This window comes from Klebsiella sp. BIGb0132 (assembly GCF_024810075.1).
In the GTDB taxonomy this organism is placed as follows: domain Bacteria; phylum Pseudomonadota; class Gammaproteobacteria; order Enterobacterales; family Enterobacteriaceae; genus Klebsiella; species Klebsiella terrigena.
In genome coordinates, this window is sequence record NZ_JANUDW010000008.1 from 172034 (window position 1) to 194608 (window position 22575).

Below are 22575 nucleotides of genomic sequence, written 5' to 3' on the forward strand. Positions count from 1 at the left end.
ACCGGCTCAGCGCCCGGCTAGGGCATTTCCGGCGGCTTGATGCCGAAGTGGTTCCAGGCGCGGACCGTCGCCATGCGCCCCCGCGGCGTTCGCTGCAGGAAGCCCTGCTGGATAAGATACGGCTCCAGCACGTCTTCAATGGTTTCGCGCTCTTCGCCAATGGCCGCCGCCAGGTTATCCAGGCCGACCGGGCCACCAAAGAATTTATCGATCACCGCCAGCAGCAGCTTGCGGTCCATATAATCAAATCCTTCGGCGTCAACGTTAAGCATATCCAGCGCCTGGGCGGCGATGTCGAGAGAGATGCTGCCGTCATGGCGCACTTCCGCGAAGTCGCGCACCCGCCGCAGCAGGCGGTTGGCAATACGCGGGGTGCCGCGCGCGCGACGCGCCACTTCCAGCGCGCCCTCTTCGCTCATCTCCAGCCCCATAAAGCGGGCGCTGCGGCTCACAATGTGCTGCAGATCGGCAATCTGATAAAACTCCAGCCGCTGGACGATGCCGAAGCGGTCGCGCAGCGGCGAGGTTAACGAACCGGCCCGCGTGGTCGCGCCAATCAGGGTGAACGGCGGCAGATCGATTTTTATCGAACGCGCCGCGGGCCCTTCCCCAATCATGATATCCAGCTGATAGTCCTCCATCGCCGGATAGAGCACCTCTTCCACAACCGGCGAAAGGCGGTGAATTTCATCGATAAATAGCACGTCGTGGGGTTCCAGGTTGGTCAGCATCGCCGCCAGGTCACCGGCTTTTTCCAGCACCGGCCCGGAGGTGGTGCGCAGGTTAACGCCCATCTCATTGGCGACGATGTTGGCCAACGTCGTTTTCCCCAGCCCCGGCGGGCCAAAGATCAGCAGATGGTCGAGCGCGTCTCCGCGCAGCTTGGCCGCCTGGATAAAGATCTCCATTTGCGAGCGCACCTGCGGCTGGCCCACGTACTCTGCCAGTAGTTTAGGGCGGATTGCGCGATCGACCGTCTCTTCAAACCCGGTGCTGTCTGCCGATACCAGCCTGTCTGCTTCAATCATCCCTTACCTCACAACGCGGCGCGCAGCGCTTCGCGGATTAGCGTTTCACTGTTGGCATCCGGACGGGCGATTTTACTCACCATTCGGCTGGCCTCCTGAGGTTTATAGCCCAGCGCCACCAGGGCGGCAACCGCTTCCTGCTCGGCATCATCGCTGGACGGGCCGGCCGGCGAGGCCAGCACCAGGTCGTCGGCCGGGGTAAACAGATCGCCGTGTAATCCCTTGAATCGGTCCTTCATTTCGACGATCAGGCGATCGGCGGTTTTCTTGCCAATCCCCGGAAGCTTAACCAGCGCCGCGGCCTCTTCGCGCTCGACGGCGTTAACGAACTGCTGCGCCGACATGCCGGAAAGGATCGCCAGCGCCAGCTTCGGCCCTACGCCGTTGGTCTTAACCAGCTCGCGGAACAGCGTACGCTCCTGTTTGTTATTAAAACCAAACAGCAGCTGCGCGTCTTCGCGAACCACAAAATGGGTAAATACGACCGCCTCTTTGCCCACTTCCGGCAGTTCGTAAAAGCAGGTCATAGGCATATGCACTTCATAGCCAACGCCTCCCGTTTCCAGTAATACCAGCGGGGGTTGTTTTTCGAGAACGATGCCTCTGAGTCTGCCTATCACATGCTGCTCCTGCGTTAAGGGCTAAAGTATCTGCCGGTATCATAAAAAAAGGCTGGATAAATATCCAGCCTGATTTGACGTTATCGCAAGCGTCCGCGCGCCAGGTTTAGCCGACTATCGCCTATCTGCGTCGCGTTCTGACTCACGTGGCAGTGGGTAATCGCAATGGCCAACGCATCCGCCGCATCCGCCTGCGGGTTAGCCGCCAGCTTCAGCAGGGTGCGCACCATATGCTGCACCTGGCTTTTTTCCGCGCTGCCGATGCCAACCACGGTTTGCTTGACCTGCCTCGCGGCGTACTCAAAGACCGGAAGATCCTGATTGGTCGCCGCGACGATAGCCACCCCGCGCGCCTGCCCCAGCTTCAGCGCCGAGTCGGCGTTTTTCGCCATAAACACCTGTTCAATCGCGAAATAGTCCGGCTGAAACTGGGTGATAATTTCCGTCACGCCCGCGTAGATCAGCTTCAGCCGCGACGGCAGATCGTCCACCTTAGTGCGAATGCATCCGCTGCCAAGATAGCTTAACTGCCGCCCGACCTGGCGGATAACGCCATAGCCGGTAATGCGCGAACCCGGGTCAATACCGAGAATAATAGCCATCACGCATCTCCGGTAATCACTAAGCCCTGAGACCTTAAATATTTCAGTTCACAGCCAGGCAGCCACTTAGCGCATCCCCGGGAGCGTAGATTCACTACGTAACCGGGGTAAGCGAAGAGAGCCAACGCCGCTGTGGGCTGAAAGATTACGGGAATCACAGCGTTGCGGCGACCTCATCAGAGATCTCGCCGTTATGATAAACTTCCTGCACGTCGTCGCAATCTTCCAGCATATCGATCAGACGCAGCAGCTTCGGCGCGGTCTCCGCATCCATATCGGCTTTCGTCGACGGGATCATGGAGACTTCGGCCGCGTCAGCTTTCAGGCCAGCCGCTTCCAGCGCGTCGCGTACGGCGCCCATCTCTTCCCACGCGGTGTAGACGTCAATCGCGCCGTCGTCATAGGTCACAACGTCTTCCGCACCCGCTTCCAGAGCCGCTTCCATAATCACGTCTTCGTCGCCAGCTTCGAAGGAGATCACCCCTTTTTTGCTGAACAGATAGGCCACCGAGCCGTCGGTGCCGAGGTTACCGCCGGTTTTGGTGAAGGCGTGACGCACTTCGGCAACGGTACGGTTACGGTTGTCGCTCAGGCACTCAACCATCACCGCCGTGCCGCCTGGGCCGTAACCTTCATAAATAATGGTTTCCATGTTCGCGTCATCATCGCCGCCTACGCCACGGGCGATAGCGCGGTTCAGGGTATCGCGGGTCATGTTGTTGGACAGCGCTTTATCAATCGCTGCGCGCAGACGCGGGTTAGAAGCCGCATCGCCGCCGCCTAAACGCGCGGCGGTGACCAGCTCGCGAATAATTTTAGTGAAGATCTTACCGCGTTTGGCATCCTGTGCCGCTTTGCGGTGCTTGGTGTTGGCCCACTTACTATGACCTGCCATAAAAAACTCTCCAAAAATGCCGTTTTCCCGAAGCCTTCTGACCAGCAGGAGGCGGGGAATATTAGTTGGCGTTAATTACAAATTCTTCAATCGCCTGCCGGTTACTCCACGACTTGGTCAACGCGGCGGCTTCCGTCGCGGCAACCCAGCGGTAATCCAGATGTTCGGTAAACACAATCTGGCGTTCATGAGGGAGCGCAAGGCGGAACCAAAATTCCGTATTGCGCTCAACCCCCGGCGCATAGCGATGACGTAAATGAGAAAAGATCTCGAACTCCACCGTACGCTGACAGTCAATTAAGGCCAGATGCTCATCGGCAACATCTATTGCGACCTCTTCCTTTACTTCGCGCGCGGCGGCTTGCAGCGCGGTTTCCCCCTCTTCCAGGCTGCCGGTTACCGACTGCCAGAAAGCGGAATCATCGCGCCGCTGCAGCATCAGCACCCGCTTTGTATCTTCGGCATAAATCACCACCAGTACAGAAACGGGGAGCTTGAATGACATCTTACTTATTCTCCGCAGACTCTTTTGTCTCTTTCGCCACAACCTGAATACCTAATTCACCCAGCGAGGTCGGATTGGCGAAGCTCGGTGCTTCGGTCATCAGACAGGCGGCGGCGGTTGTTTTCGGGAAAGCGATAACGTCGCGGATGTTATCGGTGCCGGTTAGCAGCATCGTCAGACGGTCAAGGCCGAATGCGAGGCCCGCGTGCGGCGGCGTACCGTATTTCAACGCATCCAGCAGGAAGCCAAACTTCTCACGCTGCTCCTGCTCGTTGATCCCGAGGATGCCGAACACGGTCTGCTGCATTTCACCGCTGTGAATACGCACCGAGCCGCCGCCGACTTCGTAACCGTTAATGACCATATCGTAGGCGTTGGCAATCGCCGTTTCCGGCGCGGCTTTCAGCTCGTCCGCGGTCATATCGCGCGGAGAGGTGAACGGGTGGTGCATCGCGGTCAGGCCGCCTTCGCCATCGTCTTCAAACATCGGGAAGTCGATAACCCACAGCGGTGCCCACTTGGTTTCGTCGGTGAGGCTCAGGTCTTTACCCAGCTTCAGGCGCAGCGCGCCCAGAGCATCGGCAACCACTTTCTTATTATCAGCGCCGAAGAAAATCATATCGCCGTCCTGGGCTGCGGTGCGCTCGAGAATGGCTTCGACGATTTCCGCGTTGAGGAATTTAGCGACCGGGCTGTTGATGCCTTCGAGGCCTTTTGCGCGCTCGTTGACCTTCATATACGCCAGGCCTTTGGCGCCGTAAATCTGCACGAACTTGCCGTACTCATCTATTTGCTTACGGGTCAGCGCCGCGCCGCCCGGCACGCGCAGTGCGGCAACGCGACCTTTGGCATCATTTGCCGGGCCGGAGAAGACGGCAAATTCAACCGCTTTCACCAGGTCAGCAATATCCACCAGCTCCAGCGGGTTGCGCAGGTCCGGCTTATCGGAACCGTAGCGACGCTCGGCCTCGGCAAAGGTCATGATCGGGAACTCGCCCAGATCCACGCCCTTCACGTTCAGCCACAGCTCGTGAACCAGCGCTTCCATCACTTCGCGCACCTGCGGTGCGGTCATGAAGGAGGTTTCCACGTCGATCTGGGTAAATTCCGGCTGGCGGTCGGCGCGCAGGTCTTCATCACGGAAGCATTTCACGATCTGATAGTAGCGGTCGAAGCCGGACATCATCAGCAGCTGTTTGAAGAGCTGAGGAGACTGCGGCAGCGCGTAGAACTTGCCTTTATGCACGCGGCTCGGAACCAGATAGTCGCGCGCGCCTTCCGGCGTGGCCTTGGTCAGCATCGGGGTTTCGATATCGAGGAAACCGTGCTCGTCCATAAAACGACGGACCAGGCTGGTGATTTTGGCCCGCGTTTTCAGACGCTGGGCCATTTCCGGACGACGCAGATCCAGATAGCGGTATTTCAGTCGCGCTTCTTCGGTGTTGACGTGGTTGGAATCCAGCGGCAGCGCTTCTGAGCGGTTGATGATGGTCAGATCGGAAGCCAGCACTTCGATGGCGCCGGTAGCCATATCGCTGTTGACGTTTTTTTCGTCACGCGCACGCACGGTGCCCGTCACCTGGATACAGAACTCATTACGCAGTTCGGAGGCCAGCTTTAATGCATCCGCACGTTCCGGATCGAAAAACACCTGTACGATGCCTTCGCGGTCACGCATATCAATGAAGATAAGGCTACCAAGATCACGACGACGGTTGACCCAACCACACAGAGTCACCTGCTGCCCCACGTGGGACAGACGCAGCTGCCCGCAATATTCTGTACGCATGAGATATCCCTTAACTTAGCCACTGGCGGATTGTTGCCTGCTCTGCAGGCCACGAAGTTGCGGCTTTAGCTGAATGTCACAACTGAATGAAAAAAGGCGGCTATTATACTGGAAATTCTGCCGCACGATAAGCCCGACGCAGTTTGTACGTTGCTTTGCTGCACGCTTATTGGCTACGCTCACAAAAATTAACAAAATTTGTTACCCTGGAGCGTGAATGGCAACGGTATTGTAACGGCCAAACTACAGAAGATACGGGGATACTATGCCAGAACTCAATGCGAAAAAAACGGCGCTTGTGGTCATCGACCTGCAGGAAGGCATTTTGCCGTTCGCCGGCGGCCCACACCGCGCCGATGAAGTGGTCGCTCGCGCCGCTCGTCTGGCGGAGAAATGCCGTCAGCAGGGCTCACCGGTCATCATGGTCCGCGTCGGCTGGTCTGCCGACTTTGGCGAAGCGCTAAAACAGCCGGTTGATGCGCAAACGGGGGCGCATGCGCTGCCGGATAACTGGTGGACCTGGCCGCTTGCGCTGGGCAAACAGGATAGCGATATCGAAGTCACCAAGCGCCAGTGGGGCGCCTTTTACGGCACCGACCTCGAACTGCAGCTGCGCCGCCGGGGTATCGACACCATTATTCTGTGCGGTATCTCAACCAATATTGGCGTTGAATCTACCGCGCGCAACGCCTGGGAGCTGGGCTTCAATCTGCTGATCGCCGAGGACGCCTGCAGCGCGGCCTCCGCCGAGCAGCACCAGGGCAGCATGACGAATATCTTCCCGCGCATTGCCCGCGTGCGCAGCACTGAGGACATTCTCGCCGCGCTATGATCTATATCGGGCTCCCGCAATGGTCGCATCCGAAATGGGTGCGCCTTGGCATAACCAGTCTGGAACAGTACGCTCGCCACTTTAACTGCGTAGAGGGGAATACGACCCTCTACGCGTTGCCTAAAGCCGAGATAGTGGCCCGCTGGTTCGAGCAAACCCACGACGACTTTCGCTTCTGCTTTAAGTTTCCGGCCACCATTTCGCATCAGGCGGCGCTGCGCAACTGCGGCGATTTAAGCCGCGAGTTTTTTACCCGGCTCGCGCCGCTTGAGACACGTATCGGCCAGTACTGGCTGCAGCTGCCTGCGACCTTCGGTCCGCGCGACCTCCCCGCCCTGTGGCAGTTTCTCGACGCGCTGCCCGCCGGCTTCACCTATGGCGTAGAGGTACGGAATCCGGCCTTTTTTGCCAAGGGTGACGACGAGCAGCAGCTCAACCGTGGGCTGCACCAGCGCGCCGTTAACCGGGTGATCCTCGATAGCCGTCCGGTGCACAGCGTTACCGCCCGCAGCCCAGCCGCGCTCGACGCGCAGCGTAAAAAGCCCCGGCTCCCGGTCCACGCGGTGGTCACCGCGCATCATCCGCTGGTGCGCTTCATCGGCAGCGACGATATGGCGCAGAACCACGAGCTGTTTCGCATCTGGCTGCAGACGCTGCCGAAGTGGAGCCAATCGACCACGCCCTACCTGTTCCTGCATACGCCGGATATCGCCCACGCGCCGGCGCTGGTCGACACCCTGTGGGCCGATTTACGCGCGGTGCTGCCAGACGTCGGCCCGGCACCGTCAATTCCTCAGCAGACCTCTCTTTTCTGATATCCTGCTATGATAGTCGGAGCCATCTGACACAGTGAAAGGGAGTTTTTTGTATGGTCAGCGCGCTGTATGCCGTCCTGGGTGCGTTATTGTTAATCAAGTTTTCTTTTGACGTCGTACGCCTGCGCACGCAGTATCACGTCGGATACGGCGACGGCGGCTTTAGCGAGCTACAGGTCGCTATCCGCGTGCACGGCAATGCGGTTGAATATCTGCCGATCGGGCTTATCCTGCTGCTGTTTGTCGAGATGAACGGCGCGCAAAACTGGATGGTGCATCTTGGCGGTATCCTGCTTATCGCCGGCCGGCTGATGCACTCTTACGGTTTCCATCACCGGCTCTACAGCTGGCGTCGTTCCGGCATGAGCGCCACCTGGTGCGCGCTGGTGCTGATGGTGCTCGCTAACCTGTGGTATATGCCCTGGGAGTTGGTTTTCTCCTTACATTAGCGCACAATACGCCGTTTTCGTTTTTTCGGGTTTAACCTTATGTCTCACCGCGATACCCTTTTTTCCGCGCCGATCGCCAGCCTCGGCGACTGGACCTTTGATGAACGGGTTGCTGAAGTCTTCCCGGATATGATCCAGCGCTCCGTTCCTGGCTACTCCAACATTATTTCGATGATTGGCATGCTGGCCGAGCGTTTTGTGCAGCCTGATACCCAGGTCTACGATCTCGGCTGCTCCCTTGGCGCTGCCACGCTCTCGATACGGCGTAATATTTCCCACGCCGGCTGCCGGATTGTGGCCGTGGATAACTCCCCGGCTATGGTTGAGCGCTGCCGTCGCCATATCGACGCCTACAAGGCGCCGACACCGGTTGAGGTGGTGGAAGGCGATATTCGCCACGTCACCATCGAAAACGCCTCAATGGTGGTGCTCAATTTCACCATTCAGTTCCTTGAGCCCGACGAACGCCAGGCGATTCTGGATAAGGTCTATCAGGGGCTGAACCCGGGCGGCGCGCTGGTGCTGTCGGAAAAATTCAGCTTTGAAGACGCCAACGTCGGCGAACTGCTGTTTAACATGCATCACGACTTTAAGCGCGCCAACGGCTACAGCGAGCTGGAAATCAGCCAGAAGCGCAGCATGCTGGAAAACGTGATGCTTACCGACTCGGTAGAAACCCATAAAGCACGGCTGCGCAAGGCCGGATTCGAACACGCCGAGCTGTGGTTCCAGTGCTTTAACTTTGGCTCGCTGGTGGCGGTGAAGTCCGGGGAAACAGCATGATCGATTTCAGCAATTTTTATCAGCGTATCGCCAAAGGTCCGCTATCCCACTGGCTGGAGACGCTGCCCGCTCAGGTTGCCGCCTGGCAGCGCGAGGCCCTGCACGGTAAGTACCGTGAATGGGAGCGGGCCGTTGAGTTTCTCCCCGAGCTTTCGCCCTATCGTCTCGACCTGCTGCACAGCGTGACCGCAGAAAGCGAAGTCCCCCTGAGCGAAGGCCATCGGCTGCGGATTGAAAACCTGCTGCGCAACCTGATGCCGTGGCGCAAAGGCCCGTGGTCGCTGTATGGCGTGGATATCGACACCGAATGGCGTTCTGACTGGAAGTGGGATCGCGTTCTGCCGCATCTTTCCGATTTGACCGGCCGGACGATCCTCGACGTCGGCTGCGGCAGCGGCTATCACATGTGGCGGATGATCGGCGCCGGCGCGCATCTGGCGGTGGGTATCGACCCTACGCAGCTGTTTTTATGCCAGTTTGAAGCGGTGCGCAAGCTGCTGGGTAACGACCAGCGCGCCCATCTGCTGCCGCTGGGCATTGAGCAGCTACCGGCGCTGAACGCCTTTGATACCGTATTTTCAATGGGCGTGCTGTACCATCGCCGCTCCCCGCTCGACCATCTGTGGCAGCTCAAAGATCAGCTGGTTGAAGGCGGCGAGCTGGTGCTGGAGACGCTGGTTGTTGAAGGTGACGAAAATACCGTGCTGGTACCGGGCGATCGCTACGCGCAGATGCGCAACGTCTACTTTATTCCTTCGGCGGCTGCGCTGAAAATGTGGCTGGAAAAATGCGGTTTTGTCGACGTGCGGATCGTTGACGTCTGCGTGACCAGTACCGAAGAGCAGCGCCGCACCGAATGGATGACCACCGAATCGCTGGCGGATTTCCTCGATCCGAACGACAGCAGCAAAACCCTCGAAGGCTATCCCGCACCGCTGCGCGCGGTGATTATCGCCACCAGGCCTGAAACCCAGCAGTCGCTGGCAAAAAAAGCGCGCTAACGCCGCCCGGTCAGGGTCGCTCGGGCATCGCGCCCCGGCGATCGGTCGCGAAATTTTGCATAAAAAAAGGCCCCTGTTGAAATTGCAGGGGCCTGGTACGGGCAATCATCATATTGGGCGACATGATGTGCAGCAAAAAACGGTTTTCTCTCTCTGCCCGCAGCCGTTGTGCTGACCAGCCCGCAGGCTGCGCACAAACAACGCGGGCACTCAGGCGGAAATAATGCTCTTCATTTCCGCCACCGCTGCGCCGCTAACGGCATAGCGTGAATATTCATCTGCTTCGGCATCCGTAGACATCGACAGCCTGGAATTACGAAAGCGCATCGGCGAAGGCAGCCACTGGCCGGCGGAGCTGTGCACTTCTTTTACGCCGGCTTCGAGGAACTGCGACAGGTTTGCTGCTCGCACCCCTGCTCCGGCCATAATGATTGGAGTATCGCCCAGGGCAATAAGTTCCAAAATTAATGAAATACCTTTTTCTGCGCTCGCCTGCTGGCCGGATGTCAGGATCCGCGCAACGCCTAATTCAGCCAGCGCCGCGTAGGCCTGATGCGGGTTTGCGCACATATCGAAAGCCCGGTGGAAGGTCACCGCCAGCGGTCCCGCCGCGGCCATAATTTTACGCATCCGCGCGGTATCAACCCGGCCGTCGGCGTCCAGAACGCCAATCACGAGGCCCGGAAAACCCAGTTCTCGTACCGTCGCCACGTCGTCGAGCATCGCCGAAAACTCGCCCTCGGTGTAGCAAAAATCACCGCCGCGCGGGCGAATAATCGGATGCACCGGGATAGTCAGGGTCCTGCGGGCCGTTTTGAGCACGCCCAGCGACGGCGTTAGCCCTCCCTCCTGCGGCGCGGCGCACAGTTCGATGCGGTCTGCACCGCGTCGCTGCGCCTCTTCGGCGCACTCCGTGCTGTAACAGCATACTTCCAGTAGCGTCATTCCATTCTCCATTCACGCCGCGGGCAACACAGCATGTCACGATTTTTCGGTTCAGAAACCGCGTAGCTTCACACTGTTACGCATCCGTTTTTTCACTGGCGATAATTTGCTCGATGGACCACGGGTGAAACTTGATCGTCACGCTCCCGTCCGTCACCGCCAGCGTCGGATTTGCCAGGCGTTCGTGCTGCCCTTTCGGCGAGCTGGTTTTGACGAAGATCCCCGGCTGGCTGAGGCCGTCGTCGGAGAGCAGCGCCAGCGCGCGGGCATTAAGCGTTTCCGGCTCGCCGGCGAGCACAATCTCAACGTGCTCCCAGCCCTCGTGCGGGTAGCGCTTTTCCCCGGGCCACGGCAGCTCAACCACGCTAAAGCGCCAGTGCGCCACGATCACAGGTTCATCCAGCTTAAACAGGCAGATAGGCCGACCGTTAATGGTGTTTTCTGAGAGCAGCGTGCCGCACTGCTCAAGCCCGAGCCGCCAGCGCGCCGCGGTTGTATTCTGATGACAGCGCAGAGAGATGTGGTCCGCAGACAGGGGCGCAATATCCAGTCCGAGCCGTGCGGCCAGCTGGCCTAACGCCTCGGTGAAGCGCGGCAGATCCGCGGTAATATCCTGAAGTTCATCAATTTGCTGCCAGTTCGCCATTCTTGACCTCGACGCTCGCTAAAGGGGCTAATTTATCGCGTTTCCCGGCGGCGACCAACCTGCAATCTTCTTTATCCTGCCCGCGCTGGTTATTCGTTAAGCACGCCGCCCGGCAACGCGCGCGCAGGGCTGACGCAGGGGTGCAAATGCAGTATACTCCTGCCCTAATTTGTCCACATTCCGGCGCCACCCAGCAGGGGTTACGGCGCCTTAAAAGTAAGGTATTCCGGTGAATATTCAGGCTCTTCTCTCAGAAAAAGTCAGCCACGCCCTGATCGCGGCAGGCGCCCCTGCCGATTGCGAACCGCAGGTCCGCCAGTCAGCAAAAATCCAGTTCGGTGACTATCAGGCCAACGGCGTGATGGCAGTCGCTAAAAAACTGGGTATGGCACCGCGACAACTGGCAGAGCAGGTGCTGTCTCATCTCGATCTGAACGGCATTGCCAACAAGGTCGAAATCGCCGGGCCTGGCTTCATCAATATTTTCCTCGACCCGGCGTTTTTAGCCGCCAACGTTAGCCAGGCGCTGTCCGCAGAACGCCTTGGCGTTGCCCAGCCGCAGGCGCAGACTATCGTCGTCGACTATTCGGCGCCTAACGTGGCAAAAGAGATGCACGTCGGCCACCTGCGCTCCACCATCATTGGTGACGCTGCGGTTCGCACCCTCGAGTTCCTCGGCCACAAGGTGATTCGCGCTAACCACGTCGGCGACTGGGGCACCCAGTTTGGGATGCTGATCGCCTGGCTCGAAAAGCAGCAGCAGGAAAATGCCGGCGAAATGGCGCTGGCGGACCTCGAAGGCTTTTACCGTGAAGCGAAAAAGCACTACGACGAAGACGAAGCCTTCGCCGAGCGCGCGCGCAGCTACGTGGTTAAACTGCAGGGCGGTGACGAGTACTTCCGCCAGATGTGGCGCCAGCTGGTCGACATTACCATGTCGCAAAACCAGATTACCTATGACCGCCTGAACGTGACCCTGACTCGCGACGACGTAATGGGTGAAAGCCTGTACAACCCGATGCTGCCGGGTATCGTTGCCGATCTGAAAGCACAGGGCCTGGCCGTTGAGAGCGAAGGCGCCACCGTAGTATTCCTTGATGAGTACAAAAACAAGGAAGGCGAACCGATGGGCGTTATCATCCAGAAAAAGGATGGCGGCTATCTCTACACCACCACCGATATCGCCTGCGCAAAATACCGCTACGAAACCCTGCACGCCGATCGCGTGCTCTACTACATCGATTCCCGCCAGCACCAGCACCTGATGCAGGCGTGGACCATCGTGCGTAAAGCGGGCTACGTGCCGGGTTCCGTCCCGCTGGAGCACCATATGTTTGGCATGATGCTCGGTAAAGACGGTAAGCCGTTTAAAACCCGCGCCGGCGGTACCGTCAAACTTGCCGACCTGCTGGACGAAGCGCTGGAACGCGCGCGTCGCCTGGTTGCCGAGAAAAACCCGGATATGCCTGCCGACGAGCTGGAGAAGCTGGCTAACGCGGTCGGTATCGGAGCGGTAAAATATGCGGATCTGTCCAAGAACCGCACCACCGACTACATCTTCGACTGGGACAACATGCTGGCGTTTGAAGGCAACACCGCGCCTTACATGCAGTATGCCTATACCCGCGTGCTGTCGGTGTTCCGTAAAGCGGAGATTGACGAGCGCGCGCTGGCCGCGGCGCCGGTCATCATCACCGAAGATCGCGAAGCGCAGTTGGCCGCACGTCTGCTGCAGTTTGAAGAGACGCTGACCGTCGTCGCGCGCGAAGGAACTCCGCACGTCATGTGCGCCTACCTGTACGATCTGGCTGGCCTGTTCTCCGGCTTCTACGAGCACTGCCCGATCCTCTCCGCGGAGAGCGAAGAGACGCGCAACAGCCGCCTGAAGCTGGCGCAGCTGACCGCCAAAACCCTGAAGACCGGTCTGGATACCTTAGGTATTGAAACCGTCGAGCGGATGTAATACCGCTCTGATAAACGATAAAGAAACCGGCTTATGCCGGTTTCTTTTTTTGCGCCCTCCTCCGGCCGCGCGGCGCAGAGCCGGTAAAGTTCGCCGTCAGAAATACCGGCGCAGATATTCCGTCATGCACAGGATCGCCATCGCCTGCCCGTAGGGCATCGAGGTGAGCGGGATCTGGCGATAGAAGTCGAGATTCGAGCCCATTCCGGTGCCGAACGAGGTTTGCAGCAGCTCCCCCTGCGGGGAGATATTTTGCACGATCCCGCGCATGGCCTTCTCCGCGACGCGCTCATACTCCCGGCTCACGTAGCGTTTACGTACCGCCTTCAGAATACCGTAGGCAAAGCCGGCGGTTGCCGACGCCTCCAAATACGAATCCGGATCGTCCAGCAGCGTATGCCACAGACCGCTCTCGTGCTGGCACGCTGCCAGCGCCGCAATTTGCGCATTCAGCACCTGAAGCAGATAGCGCCGCACCGCGCTGTGCTCGGGGAGGTCCACCAGCTCAAGAAAGTCCGGGATCGCCATCGTCAGCCAGCTGTTGCCGCGCGCCCAGCGGGCCCGGGCGAAATTATGCTGGCCCTCATAGCTCCAGCCGTGGAACCACAGGCCGCTCTCCCGGTCCATCAGGTTCTGCACGTGGAGTAAAAACTGGTATGTCGCCTCTTCCACATACTGCGGCCGGTTGAGCAATTTGCCGATTTTCGCCAGCGGCAGCACGGTCATCATCAGCGTGTCGTCCCACATCTGCTGGTGATTCTCCTCCGCCAGGGTGATGTGCTGCATCCCGCCGTGACGGGTGCGCGGCATCTCGTGCATTGCCCATTCGGCCCAGCTGTCGAGCCACGGCAGATACTCCTGTCTGCCGGTCTCCTGATAGCGCCAGGCCAGGGTCAGGAATGGCGCCATGGTGTTGACGTTTTTGCTGGTCGCACCCTCGGCGAAGCGATCCGCAAACCAGCTGTCGATAATATCGCGCATCGCGATATCTCCGGTCTGCTGGTAGTACTGATAGATACCGTATAAACCGACGCCGTGGGTCCACTCCCAGCCGGCCCACCCTTTGGTATCAATGACCCGCCCATCGTCCAGCCGTAGCAGAAACGCGCCCGTTTCATCCTGAATATTGACCAGATTGTCGGTCACTTTCTCGATAAGCGCCTGCAGCTCGTTGCGCGCAATAAAGTGCTCCGGCTGACGCAGTAAAGGACTCTGTTTAACAGGCCAAACCTTCATATTATTAACCTCTGTTCAATGTCGAATTCATTTCAGCACCCTGCCTGAGGGACGGCGCGGCAGGCTTATTACGATTCAGATAGCCAATGTTGTTATTTCCCCACAGGCATGCGTAAGGCATACCGGCCAGCATCTCCACCACCGCCCGATCCTCGGCGCGGGTCAGCTCCGGCTGCGCCCGACCCGATTGGCGCATTTTGCGCGTTTCGGCCTGCAGCACGCCGTGGGTCTCGAGGTTGAGCTTAAAGCGCAGGGAGACGAGGAACCCGCAGGCCAGCACCGCCAGCGTGCCCACGCTCAGAATGAGCAGGATGGTGTGGCTGACCTCGTCGGGCTGTGTTTTCTGCCCGGAGACAAAGCCGGAGAGCTGCATAATGATGCCCACCAGCATTACCGCTCCCGCCTGAGAGGCCTTGCGGGTCAGCGTCATGATGCCAGCGAAAATACCCTCCCGACGCTGGCCGGTGATCGCCTCATCGACGTCGGCAATATAGGTGTAGGTGTTCCACGGAACATAGTTGATCCCGCCGCGGCCGAGGCCGGCAATGGCGGAAACCAGCAGCAGCAGCGAATAAACGTCGCTCAGCCCGGCGTAGTAAAGCAGCGCATAGGAGAGCGAGCCGAGGCCAAACAGGATAACCACCATCCGATAGGACGGCGCCGGCCCAAAGCGGATGCACAGCGGGATCATGGCAATGACCGCAATAAACTGGAAGATGGCCATGGTGCCGAGCAGGTTGGATGCCACTGCGGCTTCCTGCATCAGCACAAAGACGACGTAGTAGGTGAAGACGGCGTTAAATACGTCCTGAGCAATATAGCCGCCAAGATACATGCCCAGATGCTGGCGGAAGATTTTAATGCGCAGCGTCGAGGTGAGCTCGATAAACAAGCGATTGAAGCTCTGCGCCAGCGAGAGATTACGCTTCTCCTCCTCGGCCCGCAGCGCCGTCTCCGACCACGCCTCGCGAGCGCGCTCCCAGGTAAAGAACCAGACAAACGTCAGCATCACCGCGCAGAGGACCGAGAACACCAGGCTTGCGTAAAAGAAGGAGACCGCATTGTCCTTACCAAAGTGGGTAAGCAGCACGCCCGGCAGGAATGAGGCGAGGATTGCCGACATTTGCGCCATCGAAATACGCGCCCCGGAGAATTTCGTTTTCTGTTTAAAATCATCGGTCATTTCCGGGACCAGGGTTTCGTACGGCACCAGAATCATGGTGTAGACAATATCAAACAGCAGATAGGTGAGCAGGTAGTACCAGAACCCCATATCGCCGACCCACATCATTGAGTAGCTGAATACGCAGGGGATACCCAGCAGGATAAAGAACTTTCGTCTGCCGAAGCGTTTGCCGAGCCGGGTGGTGCCAAAGTTATCAGTCAGGAAGCCCATCAGCGGGCTAATTACCGCATCCAGCACCCTGGCGGTGGCAAAGATGAGGGTTGCCTGAATCGGAGACAGGCCGCAAAAGGTGGTGTAAAAATAGAGCAGCCATGCTGCGGTGAGCGCCGTGGTTCCCGCGCCGAGGAAATCGCCCGATCCATAGGCAAGATAATTAGCCAAACCGATTTTACGTGTTTTCATCGCCGTAAATCCTGTGTCGTTATTTTTAGTGAACTCCGACAATCTTTCTGGCCAGGCCAAAAGGGAGTAGGTACCTGGCTACAGTAAAAGGATGGAAACGGGGTTACCTTTTCATTTTTGCCAGCCCTGACCCGGCAATGGCAAAAACGCAAAGAGAGGGTTAACGCGCATCACCGATTTATAAAACAGCTTTTCTTTTATGGCAAAACTAAAGACCATTTTTGCGAGGAGGCTGCCAAAATCGCTATTTCGCGCCCCGCGCAGCGGCGGGCTTTGCAGCAAACAATAGCCCTTGCGGGAACAGGGAAATCGGAGTAAAGAAAAGAAGAAGGGTTATTTTGCGTATCTTAAGGAGGCTTGATGCCCTACTCACATCTGCTTGTAGCCGTTGCCCCAACGCCGGAAAGTCGGACGCTTATCAACAAGGCGGTCTCTATCGCACGCCCGCTGGAGGCCAAAATTAGCCTGATAACGCTGGCAACGGACCCGGAAATGTATAACCAGTTTGCGGCGCCGATGTTAGAGAACCTGCGGGATCTGATGTATGAAGAAACCCGCGGCTTTCTCAACGGACTGGCTCAGGATGCCGGCTATCCGATTGAAAAAATCACCATCGCCAGCGGCGAACTTGGCCATCACGTGAAGGATTTTTGCCAGCAGCATCGGGTGGATCTGGTGATTTGCGGCAACCACAACCACAGCCTGTTTTCCCGCGCCACCTGCTCGGCTAAAAGTATCGTCGGCAGCAGCGGCGTTGACGTGCTGCTGGTATCGCTGGAGAAAGGCTAGCGCCGAAGCGCCAGCCTGAGGGCCGAACTAGGCCAGTTTGGGGAAGGTCGCCACCTTACGCTGCAGGTGACTCTCCTCATTTCTCGCTTCTATCCGCTTTAGGTCGGCGATAAACCGCTCCTGCCAGCGGTGGATATCATTGTCCTTGACCACCGCCAGCATCGCCGAGTGGCGCGCGATGCGTTCGGCCAGCGGCATGGTGAGCGCGGTGTCCAACGCCGCGGCGACCTCATCGCGATCGTAGGGATTGACGATGAGCGCCGTCGGCAGCTCGTTTGCCGCTCCGGCAAACTGCGACAGCACCAGAACGCCGGGGTTCTGCGGATCCTGGGCGGCAACAAACTCCTTCGCCACCAGATTCATCCCATCGCGCAGCGGCGTCACCAGCCCGACGTCGGAATAGCGGAAGATTTTCATCAGCAGCTTGCGTTCAAAATGCTGATTCAAATAGTAGAGCGGCGTCCAGCCCAGCTGACCATACTGGCCGTTAATACGCCCGGCGGCGGTTTCCAGCTGGTGACGGATATCCTGGTAGGCCTGGACATCACCGCGAGAGGTCGGGGCAATCTGGGTGTAGCGAATCTTGCCGTGATGCTGGGGATATTTCTCCAGCAAGGCCTCATAGGCCAGGAAGCGCTCCGGCAGCCCTTTCGAGTAGTCCAGCCGCTCTACGGAAAAGATATTCTGCACGCTCTTGAGTTCGCTTTTGAGCTGCGCCAGCTTCGGCGGCAGCGGCCCTTTTGCGCTACGCGCGATCTCATCGGGGTCGATGCCAATCGGGTAGACCTCGGTCTGGAACGGTTTGCCCCAGGCGACATGAGCGTTTCCGCTCCGGGTGGTCAGACGGGTCTGCACCGCGATGCAGTCAAGAAACGCCTGCCGGTCGCTCTCGGTCTGGAAGCCCAGCAGATCGTAGTCGCAGAGCTGTTCAAGCAGCTCGGCGTGCGGCGGCAGTGCGTTAAATATTTCCGGGGTCGGGAAGGGAATATGTAAAAAGAAGCCGACCCGATTATTAACCCCGCGCTGGCGCAGCTCGTGCGCCAGGGGCAGCAGATGATAATCGTGGATCCACACGATGTCGTCAGGCTCAATCAGCGGCAGCAGCTTATCCGCCAGCGTCGCGTTTACGCGCTGATAGCCCTCCCAGGCTTCGCGCTGAAAATCGACCAGATCGAGACGATAGTGAAACGCGGGCCACAGCACCGCGTTGGAAAAGCGGTTGTAGTACTCGTCGTGGTCCTGCTCGCTAAGGTTAAAGGAGGCCCAGGTAATGTTTCCCTGAGTGACCTTTTTCAACGGCTGACTATCGTCGCCAATTTCCCCGCTCCAGCCGAACCACAGCCCACCGGCCGCTTTTAAGGCCCCCATAATCCCCACGGCCAGGCCACCGGCGCTGGCCTTTTTATCATCCGGGGGTGCAATACGATTAGATACTACGACTAAGCGACTCATAGCCATCTCTCCTGTCGGTTAGCGCGTCTGGTTGATGTCCATTATTCGCAATATTATTTAGCCACTGGTGCACCGCCGCGACGTCCGGCAAACGCCAGCGCGCCTGGGTGTCGCCGCTGCCGACTTTTACCGAAACGCCGCCCAGCTGGTTAACGATGCCAAAACCCGCTTCATCGGTTAAGTCGTCACCGACAAATACCGGCCTGCGCCCCGCAAACGGCGCCTCCTGCATAAAGGCGGCGATCGCCTCGCCTTTGTTCACGCCGCGCGGTTTTATCTCGACCACGCACTTGCCCAGCTGCAGCGCCAGCAGCGGATAGCTCTTCACCACCTCCTGGGCCAGCGTCAGCACCGCGCTTTGATGCTGCGGCGCCTGACGGTAGTGCAGCGCAAAAGCCATCCCTTTATGCTCAAGCTCACAGCCTGGCAACGCCTCAAGCACCAGCGCCAGCCGCCCGTGAAGCTCCTTCTGCAGCGCATCCGGTAGGGAAACGATATGCGTATTCCCATTGATATCACGGCGCTCAGCTCCGTGGACACCGGCCAGCGGCAGCCGGTGAGGACGGGTAAGCTCATCGAGCTCAGCCATTGAGCGCCCTGAAATCAATGCCACCGCCCCACTCTGCTGCTGCACGAGCTGCCGCAGCGCCTGAAGCGCGTTAACCGGGATAACAACCTGAGCGGGATGAGGTTTGATATCGGCAAGAGTACCGTCGAGGTCAAAGAAAAATGCGCAATTTTCGCTTGGTACAGGCGGTACAGATATCTGGTCAGCCACCCTGAACTCCTCCTTTCATGGCCAGCGTTTCGCTGGCTGTTAACGAATTGTTAGCCATGTAAGTATAGACAGTGTGACGGAGCTCGCCATTTTTGATAGTTATCACCAGCGCAGCGGGCGCCGGTGATATTCCAGGATTAAACTGAAAGGTTGGAGTATTTACACGCTACGCTTTGCCTTCTGCTTGTAGCGATCGAAGATAACCGCCGCCAGCAGGATCACGCCGCGCACCACGTACTGCGAGAAAGGCGAGATATTGAGCAGGTTCATCGCATTCTCGACGGTGCCGAGGATCAGGATCCCGGCGATCACGTACGAAATCTTGCCGATCCCCCCTTTGAGCGACACGCCGCCCAGCACGCAGGCGGAGATCACAATCAGCTCATAGCCAATCGAGGTCATCGGCTGACCGCTGGTCATTCGCGATGCCAGAATAATCCCCGCCGCGGCAGAAACCAGACCGGAAATAACGAAGATAATAATCTTGGTGCGCACGACCGGCACCCCTGCCAGACGCGCCGCCTCTTCATTGCCGCCGATTGCCAGAGTATTACGGCCAAAGGTGGTTTTGTTCAGCAGCAGACCAAAGATTATCAGGCAGCCCACGGTCAGCCAAATCGGCGCCGGCAGGCCGAACCAGTTGGCGTAGCCGAGGGTGAAGAAGCGCTCATCTTCAATGCCCACCGCTTTGCCATCGGAGATAATATAGGCCAGCCCGCGCACAATCTGCATCGTCGCAAGGGTGGTTATCAGGGCGTTGATTTTCAGCCGGGCGATAACAAAACCGTTGACCAGGCCGCTTAACGCCCCCAGCAGCAGGCCGGCGGCAATGCCGATCCACATGCTTTCGGTGAGGTTGATGACCACCGCGGTGGTCACGCCCGCGCAGGCGATAACCGACGCAACCGAGAGATCGAAATCGCCGGATGCCAGGCAAAACAGCATCCCGCAGGCCACCATTCCGGACATCGAAATCGCCAGCCCGAGGCCTTTCATATTGATGAAAGAGGCAAAGTTCGGCACAAAAATCACGCAGCCGATAAACAGCACGGCAAAGACGACCAGCATTCCAAACTGATCCCAGATACGGGCAAAGCTGAAGGCGGATCGACGGGTATTTGAGGTGGTAACAGAGGACATCATAGACTCCTTTACTCAGGCGACCGCCTGGCTCACTTTTGGCATCGCAAGGCTTAACGCCTGCTGTTCATTCGCATCTTCATGCAGCAGCTCACCCGCCACTTCCCCTTCGCGCATCACGACGATGCGGTCCGCAACGCCAAGCACTTCGGGTAAATCGCTGGAGGCAAAGACGACGGCCACGCCGGATGCCGCCAGCGCGTAGATGACGTTGTAAATTTCATGCTTGGCTCCGACGTCTATCCCGCGAGTCGGCTCATCGAGCAGGATCACCTTCATCTCCTCGGAGAGCCAGCGCCCTAAAATCGCCTTCTGCTGATTACCGCCGGAGAGGTTCATAATCAGCTGCTCGGGTCCCGGCGTTTTAATATTAAGGGACTGAATATGGCGGTCGGCATTCTGCGCCTCCCAGCCGTTGTTAATCAGGCAGCCGGCGTGAATATGCTTACGTCGGGCGCTGATGTTGATATTGTCGCGCACCGAGTGCACCGGAATAATGCCTTCGGCTTTACGATCCTCCGGACACAGCATCATCCCGGCCTGAATGGCCTGCGCCGGTTTACGAATATCGATTGCTTCCCCGTCGATGTACACCTGGCCGCCGGTGATGCGGGTTGCGCCAAACAGCCCCTTCATCAGCTCGCTGCGCCCGGCGCCCACCAGGCCAAAGAGACCGACGATTTCTCCGCTGCGCACCGCCAGGCTCACCGGCGCTCTTACGCCCGGCGCTTTTACCTGCTCCAGGCGCAGGCGTTCGCTGCCGTACTCGCGCGGCTTCCAGCCGTAGACGTCCCCTAAATCGCGCCCGACCATCGCCTGCACCAGCGCATCGTGGCTTACCGTCTGCATATCGTCGAAGGTGCGCACATAGCGACCGTCCTTGAAGACGGTGATCGCATCGCTCAGGGCAAAGATCTCCTCCATGCGGTGCGAGACGTAAATAATGACCCGCCCCTCCTCACGCAGCTCGCGAATAACCCGGAACAGGTTGTCGATTTCACGGGCGGAAAGGGAGCTGGTCGGTTCGTCAAAGGCGATAACCTTGGCGTTGCGCGTCAGCGCCTTGGCGATCTCCACCATCTGCCATTGGCCGATGGAGAGGTACTTCAGCGGCGTTTGCGGATCGATATCCAGCCCCAGATGCTCCAGCTGCAGCCGCGCTTCGTAGTTAAGAAGCTTGCGGTCCACCATGCCGTATTTGTGCGGAAGCTGGCCGAGGTAGATATTTTCCGCGACGGTCATTTCCGGTATCAGGTGCAGCTCCTGGTAAATAATGGCGATCCCGGCGTTAAGCGCCTCGGTGGTGTTGCTAAACGCCATCTGCTGGCCGCGCACCTCCAGGCTGCCCGCGGTCGGTATATAGTTGCCGCTGAGGATCTTCAGCAGCGTGGATTTTCCGGCGCCGTTTTCTCCCATCAGGGCGTGAACCTGGCCGGCATAGCAGTCAAAGCTAATATCGGACAGCGCTTTAACGCCCGGGAAAGTCATGGTGATGCCGCGAAATGAGAGATAAGGGGTAGACTGTTGCATAACGACTCCGCTCTACTGCGCTCAGCCTCCCGCCGCTGCGGGAGGCATGGTTAGCAGGCCTTACAGCCCTTTTTTCGCCAGCTCTTCTTTGAAGTTATCGCGGGTAATCAACACCACGTCGGTGACCGCCGTGAATTTCGGCGGTTCGGCGCCCTTGGTTACCCAGTTGTAGAGCATCTCGCTGGTTTTGTAGCCGTGAATATCCGGGCTCGGCAGCAGAGAGCCGTAGAAGCCGGTGGCCTGCGCCTTGGAGAGCTCGTTGACCGCATCCACGCCGTTAATACCGATACCGATTACATCCGGAGCCTTGAAGCCCTGCCCTTCGGTTGCACGAACGCCGCCCAGGACGGTGTTATCGTTCATCCCGACGATCAGCCAGTGTTTGACCTGCGGGTGCTGGACCAGCATCGAGTTGCCGGCATCGAAGGCGCCGGGGATATCGTTGGATTTCGTCGGCACGCGGTAGATCTGTTTATCCGGGAAGCCGGCGGCTTTCAGCGCATCCAGCGAACCGGTGGTGCGGCGACGCGCGGTATCGAGCTCATCGGCGGTAATCGCCATCACCCCGGTATCCTTCACGTCCCAGCCGCGTTTTTGCATCTCTTTATAGAGCTCCTGGCCCTGACGAGCGCCAATCTCGCTGGCCGCCATCATCACCAGCGGAACGCTCTCCATCGGTTTGCCTTTGGCGTTAACGAACTGATCGTCGACGGTGATGACCTTCATGTCATAGCCGCGAGCTTTGGCGACAATCGCCGCCCCGAGCTTCGGATCCGGCGTACAAATAACAAACCCCTTCGCGCCGCTGGCGGCCAGGCTGTCGATCGCGTTAAGCGTTTTTTCGCCGTCCGGAACGGCGATTTTAATAACCTCAAAACCTAAATCTTTACCGGCCTTATCGGCAAACTTCCATTCAGTTTGAAACCACGGCTCTTCCGGCTGCTTGACCAAAAAGCCGAGCTTAAGCGTTTCCGCCATAGCTGATTGTGACATAACCGCAGCGAGACCGATCGCTGCCAGCGCTTTAGTAAATTTGTGCATGGTAAACTCCAGCTTAAATTCGCTTTTATGTAGGGAAATATCGGAACTAAAAATTTTTATCAGACTTAAAACAAGGTATTAGAAAAATCTCATCCAACGATGCCGTTGTTGAAATAGTAATAGCCGGAAATCAATTCTCCATACGAGA

Annotated in this window: 22 protein-coding genes; 7 read left to right on the forward strand and 15 right to left on the reverse strand. The window is 58.3% G+C overall.

Annotation, left to right across the window (positions count from 1 at the left end; genetic code table 11):
- Positions 1-17 precede the first annotated feature (17 nt).
- The 6 genes from ruvB to aspS all read right to left on the reverse strand — a co-directional run bounded on the left by ruvB (position 18) and on the right by aspS (position 5439).
- Positions 18-1028: a Holliday junction branch migration DNA helicase RuvB gene (ruvB, locus tag M2416_RS20515; protein WP_041146238.1), complete on the reverse strand. Its 1011-nt coding sequence runs from the start codon at positions 1026-1028 to the stop codon at positions 18-20.
- Between the two features lie 8 nt (positions 1029-1036).
- Entirely contained in the window at positions 1037-1648 is a 612-nt protein-coding gene (gene ruvA, locus M2416_RS20520) for a Holliday junction branch migration protein RuvA (protein WP_076947324.1), read from the reverse strand.
- Positions 1649-1728: 80 nt separating this feature from the next.
- The gene (gene ruvC, locus M2416_RS20525) at positions 1729-2250 is read right to left on the reverse strand and encodes a crossover junction endodeoxyribonuclease RuvC (protein ID WP_041146240.1); all 522 of its coding nucleotides are present in this window, start codon (positions 2248-2250) and stop codon (positions 1729-1731) included.
- A gap of 154 nt (positions 2251-2404) precedes the next feature.
- The gene (locus M2416_RS20530) at positions 2405-3145 is read right to left on the reverse strand and encodes a YebC/PmpR family DNA-binding transcriptional regulator (RefSeq protein ID WP_041146241.1); all 741 of its coding nucleotides are present in this window, start codon (positions 3143-3145) and stop codon (positions 2405-2407) included.
- 61 nt (positions 3146-3206) lie between these two features.
- Positions 3207-3650, reverse strand: a complete 444-nt coding sequence (gene nudB, locus M2416_RS20535; RefSeq protein WP_041146242.1) for a dihydroneopterin triphosphate diphosphatase — start codon at positions 3648-3650, stop codon at positions 3207-3209.
- 1 nt (position 3651) lies between these two features.
- On the reverse strand, positions 3652-5439 hold the full coding sequence (gene aspS / locus M2416_RS20540; protein WP_259226442.1) for an aspartate--tRNA ligase: 1788 nt from the start codon (positions 5437-5439) through the stop codon (positions 3652-3654).
- Positions 5440-5704: 265 nt separating this feature from the next.
- Here aspS and M2416_RS20545 point away from each other — a divergent pair, with 265 nt between their 5' ends.
- The 5 genes from M2416_RS20545 to cmoB are packed head-to-tail and all read left to right on the forward strand — an operon-like array spanning position 5705 to position 9319.
- A complete protein-coding gene (locus M2416_RS20545; RefSeq protein WP_041146244.1) occupies positions 5705-6271 on the forward strand; it encodes a hydrolase in 567 nt (188 codons plus the stop codon).
- Positions 6268-7086: a DUF72 domain-containing protein gene (locus M2416_RS20550; protein ID WP_076947322.1), complete on the forward strand. Its 819-nt coding sequence runs from the start codon at positions 6268-6270 to the stop codon at positions 7084-7086. Before M2416_RS20545 ends, M2416_RS20550 begins: the two co-directional genes overlap by 4 nt.
- Positions 7087-7139: 53 nt before the next feature.
- Complete coding sequence (locus M2416_RS20555; protein WP_041146246.1) at positions 7140-7535, forward strand: MAPEG family protein; 396 nt, start codon at positions 7140-7142, stop codon at positions 7533-7535.
- 39 nt (positions 7536-7574) lie between these two features.
- Entirely contained in the window at positions 7575-8318 is a 744-nt protein-coding gene (gene cmoA, locus M2416_RS20560) for a carboxy-S-adenosyl-L-methionine synthase CmoA (protein ID WP_045859241.1), read from the forward strand.
- Positions 8315-9319, forward strand: a complete 1005-nt coding sequence (gene cmoB / locus M2416_RS20565; RefSeq protein ID WP_041146248.1) for a tRNA 5-methoxyuridine(34)/uridine 5-oxyacetic acid(34) synthase CmoB — start codon at positions 8315-8317, stop codon at positions 9317-9319. The genes cmoA and cmoB overlap by 4 nt, the downstream gene beginning before the upstream one ends.
- A 210-nt stretch (positions 9320-9529) precedes the next feature.
- Here cmoB and cutC read toward each other — a convergent pair whose 3' ends face one another.
- A complete protein-coding gene (gene cutC / locus M2416_RS20570; protein ID WP_076947320.1) occupies positions 9530-10264 on the reverse strand; it encodes a copper homeostasis protein CutC in 735 nt (244 codons plus the stop codon).
- A 76-nt stretch (positions 10265-10340) separates the two neighbouring features.
- Positions 10341-10910, reverse strand: a complete 570-nt coding sequence (locus tag M2416_RS20575; protein ID WP_041146250.1) for a VOC family protein — start codon at positions 10908-10910, stop codon at positions 10341-10343.
- 229 nt (positions 10911-11139) lie between these two features.
- Here M2416_RS20575 and argS point away from each other — a divergent pair, with 229 nt between their 5' ends.
- Positions 11140-12873, forward strand: a complete 1734-nt coding sequence (argS, locus tag M2416_RS20580) for an arginine--tRNA ligase (RefSeq protein WP_041146251.1) — start codon at positions 11140-11142, stop codon at positions 12871-12873.
- 96 nt (positions 12874-12969) lie between these two features.
- Here the strand turns inward: argS and bglB are convergent, their stop codons facing one another.
- Both bglB and M2416_RS20590 read right to left on the reverse strand, forming a co-directional pair.
- A complete protein-coding gene (bglB, locus tag M2416_RS20585; protein WP_259226443.1) occupies positions 12970-14109 on the reverse strand; it encodes a beta-galactosidase BglB in 1140 nt (379 codons plus the stop codon).
- A 4-nt stretch (positions 14110-14113) separates the two neighbouring features.
- A complete protein-coding gene (locus M2416_RS20590; protein ID WP_076947316.1) occupies positions 14114-15697 on the reverse strand; it encodes an MFS transporter in 1584 nt (527 codons plus the stop codon).
- A gap of 360 nt (positions 15698-16057) precedes the next feature.
- Here M2416_RS20590 and uspC point away from each other — a divergent pair, with 360 nt between their 5' ends.
- Positions 16058-16486: a universal stress protein UspC gene (uspC, locus tag M2416_RS20595; RefSeq protein ID WP_045859253.1), complete on the forward strand. Its 429-nt coding sequence runs from the start codon at positions 16058-16060 to the stop codon at positions 16484-16486.
- Between the two features lie 27 nt (positions 16487-16513).
- On the opposite strand, the gene otsA is transcribed toward uspC, so the two are convergent.
- From otsA to M2416_RS20620, 5 genes are all read right to left on the reverse strand, one after another.
- Positions 16514-17938, reverse strand: coding sequence for an alpha,alpha-trehalose-phosphate synthase (otsA, locus tag M2416_RS20600; protein ID WP_041146255.1), 1425 nt, complete (start codon positions 17936-17938; stop codon positions 16514-16516).
- Positions 17913-18716 carry a trehalose-phosphatase gene (gene otsB, locus M2416_RS20605; protein ID WP_076947313.1) on the reverse strand — a complete coding sequence of 268 codons (804 nt, stop codon included), beginning with the start codon at positions 18714-18716 and terminating at the stop codon, positions 17913-17915. The genes otsA and otsB overlap by 26 nt, the downstream gene beginning before the upstream one ends.
- Positions 18717-18875: 159 nt before the next feature.
- Positions 18876-19856, reverse strand: a complete 981-nt coding sequence (gene araH, locus M2416_RS20610; RefSeq protein ID WP_041146257.1) for an L-arabinose ABC transporter permease AraH — start codon at positions 19854-19856, stop codon at positions 18876-18878.
- Between the two features lie 15 nt (positions 19857-19871).
- Positions 19872-21386, reverse strand: coding sequence for an L-arabinose ABC transporter ATP-binding protein AraG (gene araG, locus M2416_RS20615; RefSeq protein WP_076947312.1), 1515 nt, complete (start codon positions 21384-21386; stop codon positions 19872-19874).
- 60 nt (positions 21387-21446) lie between these two features.
- The gene (locus M2416_RS20620; RefSeq protein WP_041146259.1) at positions 21447-22427 is read right to left on the reverse strand and encodes an arabinose ABC transporter substrate-binding protein; all 981 of its coding nucleotides are present in this window, start codon (positions 22425-22427) and stop codon (positions 21447-21449) included.
- Between the last annotated feature and the right edge of the window lie 148 nt (positions 22428-22575).

What these genes read in the sequence shown, in the direction of transcription:
- ruvB (WP_041146238.1), bottom strand. Translation starts at nt 1,028, where the DNA reads ATGATTGAAGCAGACAGGCTGGTATCGGCAGACAGCACCGGGTTTGAA.
- ruvC (WP_041146240.1), bottom strand. Translation starts at nt 2,250, where the DNA reads ATGGCTATTATTCTCGGTATTGACCCGGGTTCGCGCATTACCGGCTAT.
- M2416_RS20530 (WP_041146241.1), bottom strand. Translation starts at nt 3,145, where the DNA reads ATGGCAGGTCATAGTAAGTGGGCCAACACCAAGCACCGCAAAGCGGCA.
- nudB (WP_041146242.1), bottom strand. Translation starts at nt 3,650, where the DNA reads ATGTCATTCAAGCTCCCCGTTTCTGTACTGGTGGTGATTTATGCCGAA.
- aspS (WP_259226442.1), bottom strand. Translation starts at nt 5,439, where the DNA reads ATGCGTACAGAATATTGCGGGCAGCTGCGTCTGTCCCACGTGGGGCAG.
- M2416_RS20545 (WP_041146244.1), top strand. Translation starts at nt 5,705, where the DNA reads ATGCCAGAACTCAATGCGAAAAAAACGGCGCTTGTGGTCATCGACCTG.
- M2416_RS20550 (WP_076947322.1), top strand. Translation starts at nt 6,268, where the DNA reads ATGATCTATATCGGGCTCCCGCAATGGTCGCATCCGAAATGGGTGCGC.
- M2416_RS20555 (WP_041146246.1), top strand. Translation starts at nt 7,140, where the DNA reads ATGGTCAGCGCGCTGTATGCCGTCCTGGGTGCGTTATTGTTAATCAAG.
- cmoA (WP_045859241.1), top strand. Translation starts at nt 7,575, where the DNA reads ATGTCTCACCGCGATACCCTTTTTTCCGCGCCGATCGCCAGCCTCGGC.
- cmoB (WP_041146248.1), top strand. Translation starts at nt 8,315, where the DNA reads ATGATCGATTTCAGCAATTTTTATCAGCGTATCGCCAAAGGTCCGCTA.
- cutC (WP_076947320.1), bottom strand. Translation starts at nt 10,264, where the DNA reads ATGACGCTACTGGAAGTATGCTGTTACAGCACGGAGTGCGCCGAAGAG.
- M2416_RS20575 (WP_041146250.1), bottom strand. Translation starts at nt 10,910, where the DNA reads ATGGCGAACTGGCAGCAAATTGATGAACTTCAGGATATTACCGCGGAT.
- bglB (WP_259226443.1), bottom strand. Translation starts at nt 14,109, where the DNA reads ATGAAGGTTTGGCCTGTTAAACAGAGTCCTTTACTGCGTCAGCCGGAG.
- M2416_RS20590 (WP_076947316.1), bottom strand. Translation starts at nt 15,697, where the DNA reads ATGAAAACACGTAAAATCGGTTTGGCTAATTATCTTGCCTATGGATCG.
- uspC (WP_045859253.1), top strand. Translation starts at nt 16,058, where the DNA reads ATGCCCTACTCACATCTGCTTGTAGCCGTTGCCCCAACGCCGGAAAGT.
- otsA (WP_041146255.1), bottom strand. Translation starts at nt 17,938, where the DNA reads ATGAGTCGCTTAGTCGTAGTATCTAATCGTATTGCACCCCCGGATGAT.
- araH (WP_041146257.1), bottom strand. Translation starts at nt 19,856, where the DNA reads ATGTCCTCTGTTACCACCTCAAATACCCGTCGATCCGCCTTCAGCTTT.
- araG (WP_076947312.1), bottom strand. Translation starts at nt 21,386, where the DNA reads ATGCAACAGTCTACCCCTTATCTCTCATTTCGCGGCATCACCATGACT.
- M2416_RS20620 (WP_041146259.1), bottom strand. Translation starts at nt 22,427, where the DNA reads ATGCACAAATTTACTAAAGCGCTGGCAGCGATCGGTCTCGCTGCGGTT.